The 17,954-nt window shown below is 70.9% G+C and carries 13 protein-coding genes and 1 pseudogene; all 14 read right to left on the bottom strand.

Annotation, left to right across the window (positions count from 1 at the left end; all coding sequences use genetic code 11):
* Positions 1 to 8: 8 nt before the first annotated feature.
* The 14 genes and pseudogenes from ABIA38_RS00255 to ABIA38_RS00190 all read right to left on the bottom strand — a co-directional run bounded on the left by ABIA38_RS00255 (position 9) and on the right by ABIA38_RS00190 (position 17,906).
* The gene (locus ABIA38_RS00255; protein ID WP_424636267.1) at positions 9 to 395 is read right to left on the bottom strand and encodes a hypothetical protein; all 387 of its coding nucleotides are present in this window, start codon (positions 393 to 395) and stop codon (positions 9 to 11) included.
* 45 nt (positions 396 to 440) lie between these two features.
* On the bottom strand, positions 441 to 1,544 hold the full coding sequence (proB, locus tag ABIA38_RS00250) for a glutamate 5-kinase (protein WP_424636740.1): 1,104 nt from the start codon (positions 1,542 to 1,544) through the stop codon (positions 441 to 443).
* 135 nt (positions 1,545 to 1,679) lie between these two features.
* Positions 1,680 to 3,122, bottom strand: coding sequence for a GTPase ObgE (gene obgE, locus ABIA38_RS00245; RefSeq protein WP_424636266.1), 1,443 nt, complete (start codon positions 3,120 to 3,122; stop codon positions 1,680 to 1,682).
* Positions 3,123 to 3,233: 111 nt separating this feature from the next.
* Positions 3,234 to 3,488: a 50S ribosomal protein L27 gene (gene rpmA, locus ABIA38_RS00240; protein WP_020550744.1), complete on the bottom strand. Its 255-nt coding sequence runs from the start codon at positions 3,486 to 3,488 to the stop codon at positions 3,234 to 3,236.
* A gap of 11 nt (positions 3,489 to 3,499) precedes the next feature.
* A complete protein-coding gene (rplU, locus tag ABIA38_RS00235; protein ID WP_026218258.1) occupies positions 3,500 to 3,814 on the bottom strand; it encodes a 50S ribosomal protein L21 in 315 nt (104 codons plus the stop codon).
* Positions 3,815 to 4,023: 209 nt separating this feature from the next.
* The gene (locus ABIA38_RS00230) at positions 4,024 to 7,584 is read right to left on the bottom strand and encodes an Rne/Rng family ribonuclease (protein ID WP_424636265.1); all 3,561 of its coding nucleotides are present in this window, start codon (positions 7,582 to 7,584) and stop codon (positions 4,024 to 4,026) included.
* 203 nt (positions 7,585 to 7,787) lie between these two features.
* On the bottom strand, positions 7,788 to 8,657 hold the full coding sequence (locus ABIA38_RS00225; RefSeq protein WP_424636739.1) for a TIGR03936 family radical SAM-associated protein: 870 nt from the start codon (positions 8,655 to 8,657) through the stop codon (positions 7,788 to 7,790).
* A 70-nt stretch (positions 8,658 to 8,727) separates the two neighbouring features.
* Positions 8,728 to 9,552 carry a hypothetical protein gene (locus tag ABIA38_RS00220; RefSeq protein WP_424636264.1) on the bottom strand — a complete coding sequence of 275 codons (825 nt, stop codon included), beginning with the start codon at positions 9,550 to 9,552 and terminating at the stop codon, positions 8,728 to 8,730.
* 71 nt (positions 9,553 to 9,623) lie between these two features.
* A complete protein-coding gene (locus ABIA38_RS00215; RefSeq protein WP_424636263.1) occupies positions 9,624 to 11,549 on the bottom strand; it encodes a TIGR03960 family B12-binding radical SAM protein in 1,926 nt (641 codons plus the stop codon).
* 106 nt (positions 11,550 to 11,655) lie between these two features.
* Positions 11,656 to 12,906 carry a rod shape-determining protein RodA gene (gene rodA / locus ABIA38_RS00210; RefSeq protein ID WP_424636262.1) on the bottom strand — a complete coding sequence of 417 codons (1,251 nt, stop codon included), beginning with the start codon at positions 12,904 to 12,906 and terminating at the stop codon, positions 11,656 to 11,658.
* Positions 12,903 to 15,137, bottom strand: a complete 2,235-nt coding sequence (gene mrdA / locus ABIA38_RS00205; RefSeq protein WP_424636738.1) for a penicillin-binding protein 2 — start codon at positions 15,135 to 15,137, stop codon at positions 12,903 to 12,905. The genes rodA and mrdA overlap by 4 nt, the downstream gene beginning before the upstream one ends.
* A gap of 49 nt (positions 15,138 to 15,186) precedes the next feature.
* Positions 15,187 to 15,693 (bottom strand): annotated as a pseudogene (mreD, locus tag ABIA38_RS00200) (rod shape-determining protein MreD); the annotation flags it as partial.
* Between the two features lie 4 nt (positions 15,694 to 15,697).
* Positions 15,698 to 16,771 (bottom strand): rod shape-determining protein MreC, encoded by a 1,074-nt coding sequence (gene mreC / locus ABIA38_RS00195; RefSeq protein ID WP_424636261.1) that lies wholly within the window; start codon positions 16,769 to 16,771, stop codon positions 15,698 to 15,700.
* 115 nt (positions 16,772 to 16,886) lie between these two features.
* Positions 16,887 to 17,906, bottom strand: coding sequence for a rod shape-determining protein (locus ABIA38_RS00190; RefSeq protein ID WP_078979486.1), 1,020 nt, complete (start codon positions 17,904 to 17,906; stop codon positions 16,887 to 16,889).
* Positions 17,907 to 17,954 lie beyond the last annotated feature (48 nt).

Below are 17,954 nucleotides of genomic sequence, written 5' to 3'. Positions count from 1 at the left end.
TCAGCAGGTCAGAACGGCTGCACCCGCCCCGGCTGGACCGGCAGCGGAGCGGGCGCCCCGGCCCGCTTCTGGTAGGTGGCCCGGTCCACCACCTCGAGCCCGATCAGCTCCCACGGCGGCAGTCCGGCGCTCTGTCGATGCTCGCCCCACAGGCGCAGTGCGATCGCCGCCGCGTCGTGCAGGTTGGGCGCCTCCTCCCAGTACCGCACCTCCGCGTGGTCGGCCGCGTAGCGACCGGCGAGCAGGAAGGGGTGTTCGTGGGCGAGCCGTTCCAACGCCCGCCGCACGTCCTCGGGGTCACCCGGCTTGCCGGCCAGGGTCAGCGTGATGTGCCACATCCGGCCCGCGCCGTCGTGTTCCACGTTTCCCCAGGGGCGGTCCCCACGCTCCGGCACGGCCGGCCTCCCGTCGGCGAGCTGCTGATCTTCCGTGGACGTCGCTCAGCGGCGCAGCAGCACCAGGTCGTCGCGGTGGACGACCTCGCGCTCGTAGGCCGGACCCAACTCCCGGGCCAACTCCCGAGTCGATCGCCCGAACAGGCCCGGCAGTTCCTTCGCATCAAAGTTGACCAGTCCGCGGGCCACGATGTGACCGTTTTCGTCAACCAGGTCCACCGGATCGCCGGCGACGAAACCGCCCTGGACACCGGTGATCCCGGCGGGCAGCAGCGAACTGTGCCGCTCGCGGACCGCCCGGACGGCGCCCGGATCCAGCGTCAGCCGACCGCGCGCGGTGCTCGCGTGGGCCAGCCACAGCAGCCGGTCGGCGGTGCGAACTCCGGTGCGGTGGAAGAGTGTTCCGGTGTCCTTGCCGGCCAGCGCGTCGGCCGCGAAGCGGGCCGCGGTGAGCACCACGGGGATGCCCGCGGAGGTGGCGATGCCCGCCGCCTCGACCTTGGTCACCATGCCGCCGGTACCCAGACCGGCCTTGCCCGCCTTGCCGATCTCGATGCCTTCGAGATCCTCGGGTCCACGCACCGAAGGCACCCGCGACGACGTCGACTTGGCCGGATCGCCGTCGTAGAGCCCGGCCACGTCGGACAGCAGCACCAGCAGGTCGGCGTGCACGACGTGCGCGACCAGGGCCGCGAGTCGGTCGTTGTCGCCGAACCGGATCTCCTCGGTGGCCACCGTGTCGTTCTCGTTGACCACCGGCACGGTGCCCATCGCGAGCAGCTTGTCCAGCGTGTTGTAGGCGTTGCGGTAGTGCGCCCGCCGGGTGACGTCGTCGACGGTCAGCAGCACCTGGCCCACCCGCAGGCCGTAGCGCGCGAAGGAGGCGGTGTAGCGGGCCACCAGGAGCCCCTGACCGACGCTCGCGGCGGCCTGCTGGGTGGCCAGATCGCGCGGTCGGCGGGCCAGGCCGAGCGGGGCCAGGCCGGCGGCGATCGCGCCGGAGGAGACCAGGACGACCTCGACCCCCTCGACCCGCTTGGCCGCTATCACGTCCACGAGGGCGTCCACGCGGTCCGCGTCCAGGCCGCCCTGTGCGGTCGTCAACGAGGACGATCCGACCTTGACCACGATCCGACGCGCCGAGGTCACGTCCTCGCGCGCCGTGCCGGCCCCACCGCTCACTTCAGGCCCCGCCTTCCGGTCGACCGTCACCGTCGTCCCGCCCGGCGGCGCTCCCGAAGCCGTCGACACAACACCGTCGACGCCCCGGGAGCACCGGCACGCTCAGGAGTCCGAGAACGGATCGAACTCCTCGTACTGCGTCTCGATCGCCTCGCGCTCGCGCCGCTTGTCCACCGCCGGACGGTGCGTCTGCAGGCGGTGGTCCTCGCCGCGTCGACCCAGCATCTCGGCGCCGGCCGCGACGGTGGGCTCCCAGTCGAAGACCACGCCGGTGACGTCGTCGCCGATGACCACCTCGGCCCCGGGGACCGCGCCGGCCGACCACAGCGCCTCCTCGACGCCGAGCCGGGCGAGCCGGTCGGCCAGGTAGCCCACCGCCTCGTCGTTGCTGAAGTCGGTCTGCCGCACCCAACGTTCGGGCTTGGCGCCGCGCACGATGAACGCCTCGTCCCGGCGGGTGACGGTGAAGCCGCTGTCGTCGACCGCGGTCGGCCGCAGCACGATCCGGGTCGCCTCCGGCGCCGGCGCCGCGTCCCGCGCGCCCTGCACCTGGGCGGCCATCGCGAAGGACAACTCGCGCAGCCCCGCCCGGCTGACCGCGGAGACCGCGAACACCTGGAGCCCGCGCGCCTCCAGCTCGGCCTTGACCAGGTCGGCCAGGTCGTTGCCGTCGGGCACGTCGATCTTGTTCAGCGCGACCATCCGCGGCCGGTCCTCCAGGCCGCCGTACGCCTTCAGCTCGGCCTCGATCGTGTCCAGGTCGCTGATCGGGTCGCGGCCGGGCTCGAGGGTCGCGCAGTCGAGCACGTGCACGAGCGCCTTGCAGCGCTCGACGTGCCGCAGGAACTCCAGGCCCAGGCCCTTGCCCTCGCTCGCGCCGGGGATCAGTCCGGGTACGTCGGCGACGGTGTAGACCACGTCGCCGGCGGTGACCACGCCCAGGTTCGGCACGAGGGTGGTGAACGGGTAGTCGGCGATCTTGGGCCGCGCGGCGCTGAGTGTGGCGATCAGCGAGGACTTGCCGGCGCTGGGATAGCCCACCAGCGCGACATCGGCGACGGTCTTGAGTTCGAGGACGAAGTCGCCGGCCTCGCCGGGCTCGCCGAGCAGCGCGAAGCCGGGGGCCTTGCGGCGCGGCGAGGCCAGCGCGGCGTTGCCCAGGCCGCCGCGACCGCCCTGGGCGATCACGTAGCTGACACCGTTGCCGACCAGGTCCTCGACGAATTCCTCGTCGCCATTGGGCAGCAGACGCTTGACCACCGTGCCGTCCGGCACCGCGAGGACGACGTCCGCGCCGGCGGGGCCGGTCCGGTTGGCGCCGCCGCCGGGCTTGCCGTTGGTGGCCTTGCGGTGCGGCGAGTGGTGGTACTCGAGCAGCGTGGTGGTGTTGGCGTCGACGACCAGCGTGACATCGCCGCCCCGGCCACCGTTGCCGCCGTCGGGGCCGCCGAGCGGCTTGAACTTCTCCCGGTGGACGGAGGCCACGCCGTGGCCCCCGTTACCCGCCGCAACGTGCAGCACGACGCGGTCGACGAAGGTCGTCACGTGGATTCCTCCTCGGCTCCCCGAGCGGGGAGCGAAACACTGTGGACAAACACCCGAGGGCGGACCGAATAGGGTCCGCCCTCGGGTGTCAAAGCGAATGCCGCGGCGTGCTTATTCCGCCGGGACGATGTTCACGACGCGACGACCACGCGCGGTGCCGAACTGCACGGCACCGGCCGACAGCGCGAACAGCGTGTCGTCGCCGCCGCGACCGACGTTGGTGCCGGGGTGGAAGTGCGTACCGCGCTGGCGGACGATGATCTCGCCGGCGTTGACGACCTGGCCGCCGAAGCGCTTGACGCCGAGGCGCTGAGCGTTCGAGTCACGGCCGTTCCGGGTGGAAGATGCACCCTTCTTGTGTGCCATGTCGCTTCTCCCTACTTCCCGGAGTTGATGCCGGTGATCTTCAGCTGGGTGTGCTGCTGGCGGTGACCCATGCGCTTGCGGTAACCGGTCTTGTTCTTGTACTTCAGAATGTCGATCTTCTTGCCCTTGGTGTGATCGACGACCTCGGCCGTCACCTTCACACCCGCGAGGACCCACGGGTCACTCGTCACGGCTTCACCGTCTACGACGAGGATGGCCTGGAGCTCAACTGCCGAACCGGCCGCACCGCGAATGCGGTCGACCTGGACGACGTCACCGACGGCAACCTTGTGCTGCCTGCCACCGGCGCGAACGATCGCGTACACCGTGGATCTCTCTCTCTGCTGGGTCCGAGCCCCTGAAGCCAGCCACACCGAACAGAAATCGGGGGCCTCCCGCCGGATCTGCATCCCGCAGGGTGGTTGCTCAGGAGCCTGTGCCTAAGCACACCAAGGGCAAAGGTTACAGGACACGCGGGGGCGAAGGCCAAACGGGTCCGCCTCGGAGGTTTACCCCGGGGCGGACCCGTCGTGGCTCAGGATCCGCTCGCCGCCGAAACCGGTTCGGCGCCGTCCACGGCACCCTCCGGCGGACCGGCGGGCCGGGTCGCCCGCCGCGACGTCTTGCGCGGCTTGGCGGCGGCCTTGGCGGGCTTGGCCTCGGCCGCGGCCGGGGGCTCGACGGCCTCGGCCTCGGCCGCTGCCGCGGCGGCCTTGCCGCGCGCCCGGGTCCGGGTCGCCTTGACCGGCTTGGCGGCCGGCTCGGGCGTCGGCTCGGCGGCGGGCGGCTCGCTCGCCGCCGCGTCGACGGCTGTGGCTTCCGCCGCCTCCGCCGCCTCGGCGGCGACCTTCTTGGCCGTCTTGCGCGGTGCCTTGGCGGCGGTCTTCTTGGCCGGCGCGGTCTTGGCCGCGGCCTTCTTGGCGACCGTCTTCTTGGCGGCGGCCTTGCGCACCCGCTTGGCGGGCGCCGGGGCCTCCTCGACGACCTCGACCGGCTCGACCTCGGCGACCGCTTCCGCCTCGACCACCGGCTCGGCGGTCACCTCGACCTCGGCCGGCTCCGGCTCGGCGACCGGCACGGTCTCCTCGACCTCGACCTCGATCGCCTCGGCGACCTCGACCGGCTCGACCTCCACCGCGTCGACCGCGGCGACCGGCTCCGGCAGTTCGCCGACCTCGCCGACCTCGTCCAGGTCCACCAGTTCGTCGGTGTCCACGATCTCGGTGATCGGGCCGCTGCCGTTCTTGTCGGCGTTGCCCCGGTTGCGCTTGCGCCGTCCGGAACCCGCCGGGGCGGCGCCGCCGTTGCCGGCGTGGGTGTGCCCGGCGTTGCCGTGGCCCTTGGTCTCCGGCGCGTCCATGTGCACGATCACACCGCGGCCGTTGCACCGCTCGCAGTTCTCCGAGAAGGCCTCGAGCAGCCCCTGGCCGACCCGCTTGCGGGTCATCTGCACCAGGCCGAGCGAGGTGACCTCGGCCACCTGGTGCTTGGTCCGGTCCCGACCCAGGCACTCCATCAGGCGGCGCAGCACCAGGTCGCGGTTGGCCTCGAGGACCATGTCGATGAAGTCGACGACGATGATCCCGCCGAGGTCGCGCAGCCGGAGCTGACGGACGATCTCCTCGGCCGCCTCCAGGTTGTTCCGGGTGACCGTCTCCTCGAGGTTGCCGCCCTGACCGGTGAACTTCCCGGTGTTGACGTCGACCACGACCATCGCCTCGGTGCGGTCGATCACCAGCGAACCGCCGCTGGGCAGCCAGACCTTGCGGTCCAGCGCCTTCATCAGCTGCTCGTCGATGCGGTACGTCGCGAAGACGTCCACCTCGCTGGTCCACCGGGAAAGCCGCGGGGCCAGGTCCGGGGCCACGTGGCCGACGTAGTCGTGAATGACGCCCCACGCCTCGTCGCCGGAGACGATCAGCTTGGAGAAGTCCTCGTTGAAGATGTCCCGGATGACCCGAACCGTCATGTCCGGCTCGCCGTAGAGCAGCGAGGGCGAACTGGTCGTGATCATCTTGGACTTCTTCTTGATCTCCTCCCACTGGGCCTGGAGCCGCGTCACGTCGCGGGTCAGGTCCTCCTCGGTCGCGCCCTCGGCGGCGGTGCGTACGATCACGCCCGCGTTCTCCGGCACGATCCGCTTGAGGATGGTCTTCAGCCGGGCCCGCTCGGTGTCCGGGAGCTTGCGGCTGATCCCGGTCATGGTGCCCTCGGGCACGTAGACCAGGTAGCGGCCGGGCAGCGAGACCTGGCTGGTCAGCCGGGCGCCCTTGTGCCCGATCGGGTCCTTGGTCACCTGTACCAGGACCGACTGGCCGGGCTTGAGCACGGCCTCGATCCGGCGCGGACCGCTGAAGCCGGCCGCCTCGAAGTTGACCTCGCCGGCGTACAACACCGCGTTGCGGCCCTTGCCGATGTCGACGAACGCGGCCTCCATCGACGGCAGCACGTTCTGGACCTTGCCCAGGTAGACGTTGCCGACGTAGGCGGACTGGCTGTCCTGGCTGCGGCTGACGTAGTGCTCGACGAGCACGTCGTCCTCCAGCACACCGATCTGGGTGCGCTCGCCGCTCTGGCGTACGACCATCACCCGCTCGACGGCTTCCCGGCGGGCCAGGAACTCCGACTCGGTGATGATCGGCACCCGCCGCCGGCCCTGCTCACGGCCCTCGCGGCGGCGCTGCTTCTTGGCCTCCAGGCGGGTCGAGCCCTTGACGCCCTGTACCTCGTCGGTGGGGCTGTCGCTCTCCCGGACCTCGCGCTTGCGCGGCTCGCGGACCTTGACCACGGTGCGCTCGGGGTCGTCCTGCGGCTCACCGGCCACGACGTCGTCGGCGGCACCGTCGCGGCGGCGGCGCCGGCGGCGCCGGCGGCTGCTGGTGGTCGCGCCCGGGTCGCCCGGCTCGTCGGTGTCCTCGTCGTCGTCCGGTCCGTCGCCGACCCCCTCGGCCTGCTGCTCGCCGTCCTCGTCGGAACCGTGGTCCTCGGCGCTGTCGTCACCGCGACCGCGGCGACGCCGGCCGCCACGGCGCCGACGACGGGTCGGGCGGTCGCCCTCGGCGTCGTCCTCGTGCGCCTCGGCGCTCTCCGGCTCCTCCTCCGGCTCGGCGGGCGCGGTCGTCGTGACCGCGCGGCCGGGGTGCCGGTCCTGCTCGTCCTGGTAGCGCGAGTCCTGCGGCTCGGCCTCGGCCGCGGCATGCACCTCGTCGGGCAGCGCCCGGCGACGGCGGCGCCGACCACGCGGCTCCTCCGCCTCGATCCGGGCCTCCGGCTCGGCCGGGGCCGCGGCGGCCGGCGCGGGGGCCGGCTCGGCCGCACGCTGCGGCGCGGCGAAGACGGCCGCCTGCGGGGCCTGGAACAGCGGCTGGAAGACCGGCGGCGGCGTCTTGCGACCACCCCTGGTCCGCGGCTCGGGAGCCGCCTCCGCCTCGGGCTCCGGCGTGGCCTCGGCCGCCGGGGCGGTCTCGACCACCGGCTCGGCCGCGCCGACCGGGGCCGCCTCGATCTCGTCGTACGTGGGCACCGCGCGCTTGCGGGTCCGCCGGGTCCGCCGCGGGGCCTCTTCCTCCGCCACCGGCTCCGGCTCGGCCGGAACCGGCTCGGGCGCGACCTCTGCCGGGGTCGCCTCGGGGGCGACCGCCGCCCGCTTGCGGGTGCGGCGCACCCGTCGGGGCGCCTCCTCCTCGGCCGCGGCGGCCTCCACCGGGGCGGCCTCGACCGGGGCCGGTGTGGGCTCGGCAGCCTCCACCGCCGCGCTCGCGACCTCGGCCGTGTCGGTGACCGGCGCGGTCACCCGCTTACGGGTGCGCCGCGCCCGGCGCGGCGTCTCCGGCTCGGGCGCGGCTTCGGGCTCGGGGGCGATCTCGGCCACGGCGGCCTCCTCGGCCTCCGGCTCCTCCTCGTCGGAGGGCGCGGAAAGCTCGGGGGTCACGGCAGCCGGAACCGGCGCGGCCTCGGGAGAGGCAACGCTCGGGGGTCCTGCGGGACGACTGGCGGCGCGGCGACGGCGGCGGGGGGCCGGCGTCGTGGCCGTGTCGTTCCTGGTGCTGTTGTCGTTGTCCGTGCTGTTGTCGTTGTCGGAAGTACCGGAGTTCACAACCCCGGGTGTACCTGATGTCTCAGGCGTGTCGTTGGGCTCGGTGTCGAGCATGCGGGTCTGTCTCCCGTCACGCTTCCGGGCGCTCCAACGCAGGGCGCCGCGCGGAAGCTTCTCTCTCACTCGCCGGTCCCGGCCTGGTGGCCGTGACCGGGCGATAAGTCTGTCGGAAATTCAAGCCTTGGGCCTCGTGTACCCGGTCGTCACCGATTCGAGGCTTCGACGACGGGTTCTGCACCGCCCTGCGGGCCGGTCCGGAGTTCCTCGTCCCCCTGCGAGGTGTGCTCCACCGCCGATGCTGCGCGGTCGGGCGCGAGCGGGTCGGTCACCGAATCGGTCGCGGTGTCGAGCGGCCCCTGCGCCAGGCGGGTGACCGCGGCGGCGGTGGGCGTAACAAGTTCGGCGACCATGCGAAGACCGGACAGAACGTCGTCGGGTCGAACGGCGGGTGTGGTGTGCCGGACAACCAGTCGCAGTATCGCACAGGGTGAAGCACTACCCGCATCGACACCCTGGTGACCTGCGTCGTTCCCGTCGGGGATGGTGACGGTCAGCGCGATCACCGCCTCACGGGCGTCGAAAGTGCGCATACCGTTCTTGCTCATGCGCTGGACCTCGACGGTCTCGGCGGCCAGGAACGCGGCGACCGCGCGCTCGGCCTCCGCGCGGGTGACCCCGTCGAGAGCGAGCTCCCAGACCGATGCCTCGAGACGTTCGGGCAGGTTGCCGCCGTGTGCCTCGACGATCTCGACGATGTCGAGACCGGTCGGCAGCGACGCGTCGAGCAGTTCCCGCAGACGGGCCGGGTCACAGTGCGTGGCCACGCCGATCTCGAGGTATTCGGCCTCGCTGGCGACGCCGGTGGGCGCCGCCCCCGCGTAGGACACCTTGGGGTGGGGGGTGAAACCGGCGGAGTAGGCCATCGGTACTTCCGCCCGACGCAGGGCCCGCTCGAACGCGCGCTGGAAATCCCGGTGGCTGGTGAACCGGAGGCGACCACGCTTGGTGTACCGGAGGCGCAGTCGCTGGACCGTCGGCGCGGGCGGCGGTCCCTCGGGCGTACGTCGTGCCAGTTTCGCTCAGTCCTTGGTCGAGTGGATGGGCAGAAGTCGGTCCAAGAGTACGGCCACCGGACGGGTCGGGTCAGCGCCCCCCGATTCCGATGGCCCGGAGCACCTCCGCGGCGGCCCGGCCGATCGGTCGAAGAACGGTTCGACCGACCCAGCGCAGCGGCGCCACGACCAGGAATCGCCACACGGCTCGGATGGCCCGGCCGATCGGCGCGAGCACGTTGTGCCAGGCCCAGGACACCGGCAGCACGACCAGGTGTCGCCAGACCACGGCGAGGCCGCGACCGATCGGGGCCAGCACCGCGCGCCACAGCCAGGACAGCGGCCGGACGATCACGAAGTTGACGATCGTGGTGGAGATCTCCCACGCGAACCGCAGCGCGTGGAGCGCGGCCCGGCCGAGCGGACGCAGTACGTATCGCCACAACAACTCCGCGGGCCGGCGCAGGAGATACCGGTACAGGAAGGCAAGCGGTCGGATGATCAGATGGATGCACACCCAGGCGATCGCGTCGCCGAGCGGGACCAGTACGTAGCGGGCGATGAAGCGCAGAACCGGATACAGGAACCAGTCCCACAGCAGGATCTTCAGCCCCCGCACGATCGGCCGCAGGAACCAGTCCCAGAACAGGAATTTGATCCCTCGGCAGATCAGCCGCAGCAGCTCCCACAACAACCGCAGTGGCACCACGACGATCAGCGCGATGATCCGGACCGGCCAGCGGACCACCGCGTACAGGCAGCCCTCGCCGGGTTCGGGGCCGGTGCGCGGCGGATGGGCCGGAAAGGCGTATCGCTCCCCCGCGGGCGGCTCGGGCGTACCCGCCGGTGGGCCCGGCTTGTGGTCGGATCCGGGTGTCCACGACACCCGATCCGGTTGCTCCCCGTTTGCATTCACCCGGGAAGATTAGTGGTCCCACTCCCTCACGGGGAGTGGGACCACCGACGCTGCTTTGCGTGATTATCCGACTACTTGACGACGCTCAACGGCAGCAACTTCTGTCCGGTCGGTCCGATTTGAATCTCGGTGCCCATTTGGGGGCAAACGCCGCAATCGAAGCACGGGCTCCAGCGGCAGTCGTCGACCTCGGTCTCGTCGAGCGCGTCCTGCCAGTCCTCCCACAGCCAGTCCTTGTCCAGGCCGGAGTCGAGGTGGTCCCACGGGAGCACCTCGGTCCACTCGCGCTCGCGCGTGGTGTACCAGTCCAGGTCCACCGGCTCGTCGGCCAGCGCCTGCTCCGCGCAGCGGACCCAGCGGTCGTAGCTGAAGTGCTCGCTCCAGCCGTCGAATCGGCCGCCGTCCTCCCACACCGCGCGGATGATCCGGCCGACCCGACGGTCGCCTCGGGACAGCAGGCCCTCGATCGCGCCGGGCTTGCCGTCGTGGTAGCGGAAGCCGATCGACTTGCCGTACTGCCGGTCCGCGCGGATCGCGTCGCGCAGCTTGTGCAGCCGTGCGTCGGTGGCCGCCGGGTCCAGCTGCGGGGCCCACTGGAACGGGGTGTGCGGCTTGGGTACGAACCCGCCGATGGACACCGTGCAGCGGATGTCGCGGCTGCCGGAGACCTCACGCCCCTTCTGGATGACCTTCTTGGCCATCTCCGCGATCTGCAGCACGTCCTCGTCGGTCTCGGTGGGCAGGCCGACCATGAAGTAGAGCTTGACCTGACGCCAGCCGTTGCCGTACGCGGTGGCGACGGTGCGGATCAGGTCCTCCTCCGACACCATCTTGTTGATCACCTTGCGCAGCCGCTCGCTGCCGCCCTCGGGGGCGAAGGTCAGCCCGGAGCGACGGCCGTTGCGGGTCAGCTCGTTGGCCAGGTCGATGTTGAACGCGTCCACCCGGGTGGACGGCAGCGACAGGCCGATCTTGTCGTCGGTGTAGCGGTCCGCCAGCCCCTTGGCCACCTCGGCGATCTCGGTGTGGTCGGCGGAGGACAGCGACAACAGGCCGACCTCCTCGAAGCCGGTCGCCTTCAGGCCCTTGTCGACCATCGCGCCGATGCCCTCGATGCTGCGCTCGCGCACCGGCCGGGTGATCATGCCCGCCTGGCAGAACCGGCAGCCGCGGGTGCAACCCCGGAAGATCTCCACCGACATGCGCTCGTGCACCGTCTCGGCGAGCGGGACCAGCGGCTGCTTGGGGTAGGGCCACTCGTCCAGGTCCATCACGGTGTGCTTGGACACCCGCCACGGCACACCCGAGCGGTTCGGCGCGACCCGCTGGATCCGGCCGTCGTCGAGGTAGTCCACGTCGTAGAAGCGCGGTACGTAGACACTGCCGGTGACCGCGAGGCGGAACAGCAGTTCGTCCCGACCGCCCGGCCGGCCCTCGGCCTTCCAGGCCCGGATGATGTCGGTGATCTGCAGCACGGCCTGCTCGCCGTCGCCGACCACGGCGCAGTCGATGAAGTCCGCGATCGGCTCGGGGTTGAACGCGGCGTGTCCGCCGGCGAGCACGATCGGGTGATCCTCGGTGCGGTCCTTCGCCTCGATCGGGATCCCGGCCAGGTCGAGCGCGTTGAGCATGTTCGTGTAGCCCAGCTCGGTGGAGAAGCTCAGCCCGAACACGTCGAACGCGCCGACCGGTCGGTGTGCGTCCACGGTGAACTGCGGCACCCGGTGCTCGCGCATCAGCTTTTCCAGATCGCCCCACACCGCGTAGGTACGCTCCGCGAGCACGTCGGCGACCTCGTTGAGGACCTCGTACAGGATCATCACGCCCTGGTTGGGCAGGCCGACCTCATAGGCGTCCGGGTACATCAGGGCCCAGCGGACCGTGCACGCGTCCCAGTCCTTGACGGTCGAGTTGAGTTCGCCACCGACGTACTGGATGGGCTTCTGCACCTGGGGCAGAAGCGGCTCCAGACGCGGGAACAGGGACTCGACGGGCATGGCGGTCCTTCCGATGAGCTGGGCGGGGGATCGACCTCCCAGCCTAACGCGACCCGGGCGGGCCCCCTACCGAGAGCCTCGATGGGAGCCCACCCGCAACGGCCACTCAGGCAGATTTGAAGGCGCCGGCATGTCTCATGTGCACCGACTGGAGCAGCCCTATCGCCATCCAGTTCGCGAACATCGACGAGCCGCCGTAGGAGACGAACGGCAGCGGCAGGCCGGCCACCGGCATGATGCCCAGGTTCATCCCGATGTTCTCGAACGCCTGGAAGGCGAACCAGCCGACCACGCCGCCCGCGACGATCGTGCCGAACAGGTCGTCGGCGTGCAGCGCGATCCGGATCCCGCGCCACAGCAGGATCGCGAACAACACGATGAGCACCGCGCTGCCGACGAAGCCGAACTCCTCGCCGGCCACCGAGAAGACGAAGTCGGTCTGCTGTTCGGGGACATACGAGCCGCTGGTCTGCTCGCCGTGGAACAGCCCCTGGCCGGTGAGCCCGCCCGAGCCGATGGCGAGCCGGGCCATCTGGGTGTTGTAGCCGACGCCCGCCGGGTCGAAGCTCGGGTCGGCGAAGGCCCGGAACCGGTCGATCTGGTACTCGCTGAGCAGCCCGAAGTGCATCACCGCGACCGCGCCGACCCCGGCCAGCACGAACATCAGCACCATCCACCGCGCCCGCGCGCCGGACGCGAGCAGCACACACAGCACGATCATCGCGATCACCATGACCGACCCCATGTCGGGCATCAGCATGATGATCGCCATCGGCAGCGCGGCGATCGCCAGCGCCCAGAACACCGCCTTGTCGCCGGGGCGGGCCCGGTCCCCGGTGTCCACCCGCTCGGACAGGATCATCCCCATGCACAGGATGATCCCGAGCTTGACCAACTCGGCGGGCTGGAGCGAGAAGCCGCCGCCGACCTGGATCCAGGCCCGCGCGCCGTTGATCGTGCTGCCCAGCGGGCTGAGCGCGGCCAGCAGGCCGAGCACCGAGACGAACGCGACGAGCGGGGAGAACGCCCTTATCCGGCGGTGACCGATTATCGCCACCACGGTGGCCAGGACCAGCCCGATGGCCAGGTTGAGCAGGTGCCGCTTGAAGAAGAACTGCGGGTCGCCGCCGGTGAGTCCGCGCCGGTTGCGGGTCGCCGACCAGACCAGCAGCGAGCCGGCCACGGACAACACCAGGGCGGGGCCCAGGAGTATCCAGTCCAACCGGCGCACCGGCGCGTCGCGCTGGATGATCTGCCGGGTGATCGACCGGCGCGGGGTGAACACCGGTGCGAGTCGGCCCAGATCCGGGGTACCGAATCCGGCCACGCGCGACGCGGGCCGCAGTTTCAGGTTCATGTCCCTCTCCCCGTCCGGTGGACCGGCCGATCGGGCGGCAGCGCCCCGGGCGCGGACAGCGCGGTGGTGGTGGGGCCGTCGCCCCCGCCGGGATGCGGCGGCAGCGCGTAGGCGGCGGGTACGACCGTGCCGTCCGCCTTGATCTCGGGCAGCCCGGTGGGCGGCGCCGGCAGCAGCGCCTTGCTCGGGTCGATCGTGCCCTTGTCGTCGACGCCCATCAGCGCCTCGTAGATCTTGCGCACGGAGGGGCCCGAGGTACCGGAACCGGTGCCGCCCTGGCTGACCATCATCACCACGGCGTACTGCGGGCCGTCCTTGGGCCCGCCGTAGGTGGCGAACCACGACGTGCTCTGCTTGCCGTACACCGAGCCGGTACCGGTCTTGGCCGCTATCGGGATCTGCGCGTTCGGCCAGTTGGCGAACACGCCGGCGGCGGTGCCGTTCTGCGCGACGCCGTTCAGCGCGGTCTGCAGGTACTTGAGGGTGGGCTCGCTTATCGGCAGCGTGCCCGCCGACTGCGGCGCGATCTCGCGCACCAGCTTGCCGTCCGGGCTGACCACGGCCTTGCCGATGCTCGGCTTCCAGAGCGTGCCGCCGTTGGCGATCGCCGCGTAGACCCGGGCCATCTGCAACGGGGTGACCGTGGTGTCGCCCTGGCCGATCGCGAAGTTGATCGCGTCACCGGCGCGGAACTGCCAGCCGTCGACGCAGTTCTCCTTGGCGATCTTGTCCACGTACTCGTTGCCGGTGTCGCCCTGCTTGCACCACGCGTCCTTGTTCAGCTCCCAGTTGCGCTTCTTCCAGGCCCGGTCGGCGATCCGACCGCCGGACTCGCCGGGCAGGTCGATCCCGGTGGGCGCGCCCAGGCCGTAGTTCTTGGCCATGGTCACCATCGGGTCCTTGGGGTTCTTCCCGAAGATGCCGCCGTCTTTCAGCCACATGTCGTAGCCGATGCCGTAGAACACGGTGTTGCAGGAAACCTCCAGGGCGCGCTGGAGGGTGATCGGGCCGTAGCCCTTGGACTCCAGGTTGTTGAAGGTCTGACCGCCGACCGAGATGCTCGGCGAGCAGTCGTAGGTGGACTTGGTGGAGTAGCCCGACTCGGCCGCGGCCGAGGTGGAGACCACCTTGAAGATCGAGCCCGGCGCGAACTGACCCTGTATCGCCCGGGACACCAGCGGGACGCCGGCCTTCTCGTCGGTGAGCGCCTTGTAGTTCTGCGGGGAGATGCCGCCCACCCACACCGAGGGGTCGTAGTTGGGCGCGCTGGCCATCGCGATCACCCGGCCGGTCTTGACGTCCATCACCACCGCGGCGCCCGCGTCGGCGATGAAATTCTTGTGCGTGTTGCCCGCGTCGAAGGTGCTGCGGGCCCGCTTGATCGCCTCGTCGAGTTGTTGTTCGGTGATCGCCTGGATCTTCGCGTCGATGCTGGTCACCAGGTGGTTTCCGGCCACCGGCGGAGTCTCCGACACGGTGCCGGTGACCCGGCCGAGGTGGTCCACGGACAGGCCGGTGACCCCGGACTTGCCGCGCAGGTCGGTGTCGTAGGTGCGCTCCAGACCGCTGCGGCCGACCTCGTCGGCGCGCTGCAGGTCCTTCTTCCCCGCCGCCTTCTGCTTGGTCAACTCCTCGTCGGTGACCGGCGAGAGGTAGCCGACCACGTGTGCGCCGTTGGCTCCCTCGGGCGCCGGATACTGGCGTAGCGCGATGGACTCGGCGGTCACCCCGGGGAAGTCCTCGCGGTGCTCCAGGATGCTCAGCGCCTGCTCGGTGGTGGCGTTGTCGGCGACCGGGATCGGCTGGTACGGCGAGCCGTTCCAGCACGGCTTGGGCACGTTGCGCTCACACAGCCGGGTGCGCGCCTTGACCTCGGCGTAGGGCAGGTCGAGCACCTTGGCCAGCCGGGACAACACCGCGGCGCCGGAGTCCGGCATCCTTATCAACTCGGTCCGGTTGACCGAAACCACCAGCGCGGTGCGGTTGTCGACCAGCGGCCGGCCCTTGTCGTCGAGGATCTGCCCGCGCACGGCGGGGGTGATCACGTCCCGGACCGCGTTCTGCGACGCGGCCGCGGCGTAGTGGTCGCCCTCGCGGATCTGCAGGTACCACAACCGGCCGAAGAGGGTGATCATCAGCGACAACACCAGGATCTGGAGGATCACCATCCGGGCCCGCACACTGTGCGCGCCGTCCCCCTTGGAGCGTCCGGCGTTGAGCAGACTGGGCATACGTTTGCGCATCTTGGCCATTCACCCCCTACCGGGACAGGCCCGAGAGCAGCGGTTTGGGATCCACCTTGCGGGCGAGCGCCATCACCCACGGCACCACGAACGGCGCCAGGATCGAGTCGTAGACCACGGCGGTCAAAAGCAGCTTGGTCAGCCCCACCTGGCGCACCGCGCCGTCCCCGACCAGGGCGCCGACACCCGCGTACAGCACGGTCGTCGCGGCGGCGGCCACCGCGATCACCGCGATCGGGGTGAGCACCGAGCGCCGGGGGTTGCGCGAGGCGAACAGGCCGGCCACATATCCGGTCAGGCAGAGCACGAACGCGTAGCGGCCCGCCGCGTGGTCCGCGGGCGGCGCGAGGTCGGCACACAGGCCGGCCGCGAAGCCGATCACGCACCCCGAGGTGGGCCCGTAGGTCAGCGCCAGGCCGACCACCGCCAGGAGCAGCAGGTCGGGCACCGCACCGGGCAGACCGAGTCGGGCAAGCACGCTGACCTGGACCACGAGCGCGACGACGATCAGCAACGCGGCATACAACACGCGGGAGATCCGCACCGTCTCAGTCCCTTCCCGCCGGTGGTGTCGCGCCGCCGGACGGCGGCCTGCGGTGCCCGCCGCCGGCCGGGTCCGCCCCGCCGGCGTTGTTGCTGCGGTCGCCCGAGGCGGGCGGCCTGGCGGCCGAGGCGCCGGTGACCGGTTCGCCGGTCGCCGGTGGCGCCGGCGGAGCGCTGGGCGGCGTGCTCGGCGGCGGCGCGGGCGCCTCCTGGGCGGCCGGCAGCGGTGGCAGTATCGCGTCGCGCGGATCGGTGCGCGGCGGCTCGATCACCACACCCACCGTGTCCAGGCTGGAGAAGTGCACGTACGACTTCACCTCGACGCTGCGGGCCAACTGGCCCGGGGAGTTGCGCACCTCGGCGACCTCGCCCACCGGCACGCCCGGCACGAACGGCTTGCCGCCCTGCGAGCCGAAGGTGACCAGCCGGTCGCCCTTCTTGATCTGGGCCTGGCCGTTGAGCATTTTGAGGTTCATCGGCTTGTCGCCACGGCCGGAAGTGATCCCTATTTCCATCGACCCCGCCAGGCGCGAGCCGACCGCGAAGCCGGGGTCGGTGGCGAGCAGCACGGTCGAGGTCATCGGGCCCACCTGGGTCACCCGACCGACCAGCCCGTCGCCGTTGATCACGGTCATGTCCGGCTTGATGCCGTCGCCGCCGCCCGCGTCGATGGTGACCGTCCAGGAGAAACCCTGGGCGGGCCCGATGGCGACCACGCGCGCGGGCTTGATCTTGTACTGTCCGGCCGCCGAGACCTTGAGCAGTTTGTCCAGCTCCGCCGCGCGGTTGCGGTCGAACTGGATGTTGTCCACCTGTTGCCGGAGTTTGGCGTTCTCGTCCTGCAGGCGCTTCTTCTCGCCCTCGTGGGATCCCGCGTCCTTGACCGCGTTCACGGCTCGGCCGACGGGGTCCACGGCGGCGGACACACCGCGTTCGGCGGGGCCGAACACGGCCGAGGCCCAGTCGCGGACGTTCGCGATGGGCGAGTTCCGGCCACCGCGGATGTCCACGGTGATGAGGGCGAAAGAGATCGCCAGCAGCAGCACGAGGACCAGCCGACCGTGCCGGGAGTCCCTCACGATGCGCGCCCGCCCCTTTCGTACGTTGCGGCGCTTGTGGGCAGTTGTGGTGTGTGCCGGTGCCGGGCCGGGTCCGGTGGGCGGCGGCGGGGCCGTACGCCCACCGGATCGTCGGTCAACGGCGCGGTTGTGCGTCCAGTACCTGCTGGAGCTTCTCGTATTCCTCGACGCACTTACCCGCGCCCAGGGCAACCGAGTCCAGCGGGTTGTCGGCGATGTGGATCGGCATCCCGGTCTCGGTCCGCAGCCGCTCGTCGAGGCCGCGCAGCAGGGCGCCGCCGCCGGTGAGCACGATGCCGCGATCCATCACGTCGCCGGCCAGTTCGGGCGGACACTGGTCGAGCGTGCTCTTGACCGCGTCCACGACGGTGTTGACCGGTTCCTCGATGGCCTTGCGGACCTCGGAGGTGGAGATCACGATCGTCTTGGGCAGGCCGCTGACCAGGTCGCGGCCGCGGATCTCGCTGTGCTCGTCCTCGCCGAGGTCGAAGGCCGAGCCGATCGACATCTTGATTTCCTCGGCACTGCGCTCGCCCAGGAGCAGCGAGTATTCCTTCTTGACGTAGGCGATGATCGCGTTGTCCAGCTCGTCGCCGGCCACCCGGATCGACTGCGCCGTGACGATCCCGCCGAGCGAGATCACCGCCACCTCGGTGGTGCCGCCGCCGATGTCGACGACCATGTTGCCGGTCGCCTCGTGCACCGGCAGGCCGGCGCCGATCGCGGCGGCCATCGGCTCCTCGATGATGTGCACGCTGCGCGCGCCGGCCTGGCTGGACGCCTCGACCACGGCGCGGCGTTCGACGCCGGTGATGCCGGAGGGCACGCAGATCACCACGCGCGGACGGGCCAGGTAGCGACGCCGGTGCACCTTGAGGATGAAGTAGCGCAACATCCGCTCGGTGATCTCGAAGTCGGCGATCACGCCGTCCTTGAGCGGCCGGATCGCCACGATGTTGCCGGGCGTGCGCCCGATCATCTTCTTCGCCTCGGCGCCGACCGCCAGGATGCCCCCGGTCGTGGTGTTCTTGGCGACCACCGACGGCTCGTTCAACACGATGCCGCGGCCTCTGACGTACACCAGCGTGTTGGCCGTACCGAGGTCGACCGCCATGTCACGACCGATGAACGACAAGTTGTTCGCCATATAAAAAACCTAGGGCCTTCCCGAGCTCGTAGCCAT

The organism is Embleya sp. AB8, assembly GCF_049739465.1.
In the GTDB taxonomy this organism is placed as follows: Bacteria; Actinomycetota; Actinomycetes; order Streptomycetales; family Streptomycetaceae; genus Embleya.
The sequence above is the reverse complement of the archived record's forward strand: the minus strand, read 5'-3'. Positions and strand labels throughout refer to the sequence as shown.

Coding starts and splice junctions, on each gene's coding strand:
- rpmA (WP_020550744.1), bottom strand. CDS start 3,488: ATGGCACACAAGAAGGGTGCATCTTCCACCCGGAACGGCCGTGACTCG.
- ABIA38_RS00215 (WP_424636263.1), bottom strand. CDS start 11,549: ATGCCCGTCGAGTCCCTGTTCCCGCGTCTGGAGCCGCTTCTGCCCCAG.
- rodA (WP_424636262.1), bottom strand. CDS start 12,906: ATGAACCTGAAACTGCGGCCCGCGTCGCGCGTGGCCGGATTCGGTACC.
- mrdA (WP_424636738.1), bottom strand. CDS start 15,137: ATGCCCAGTCTGCTCAACGCCGGACGCTCCAAGGGGGACGGCGCGCAC.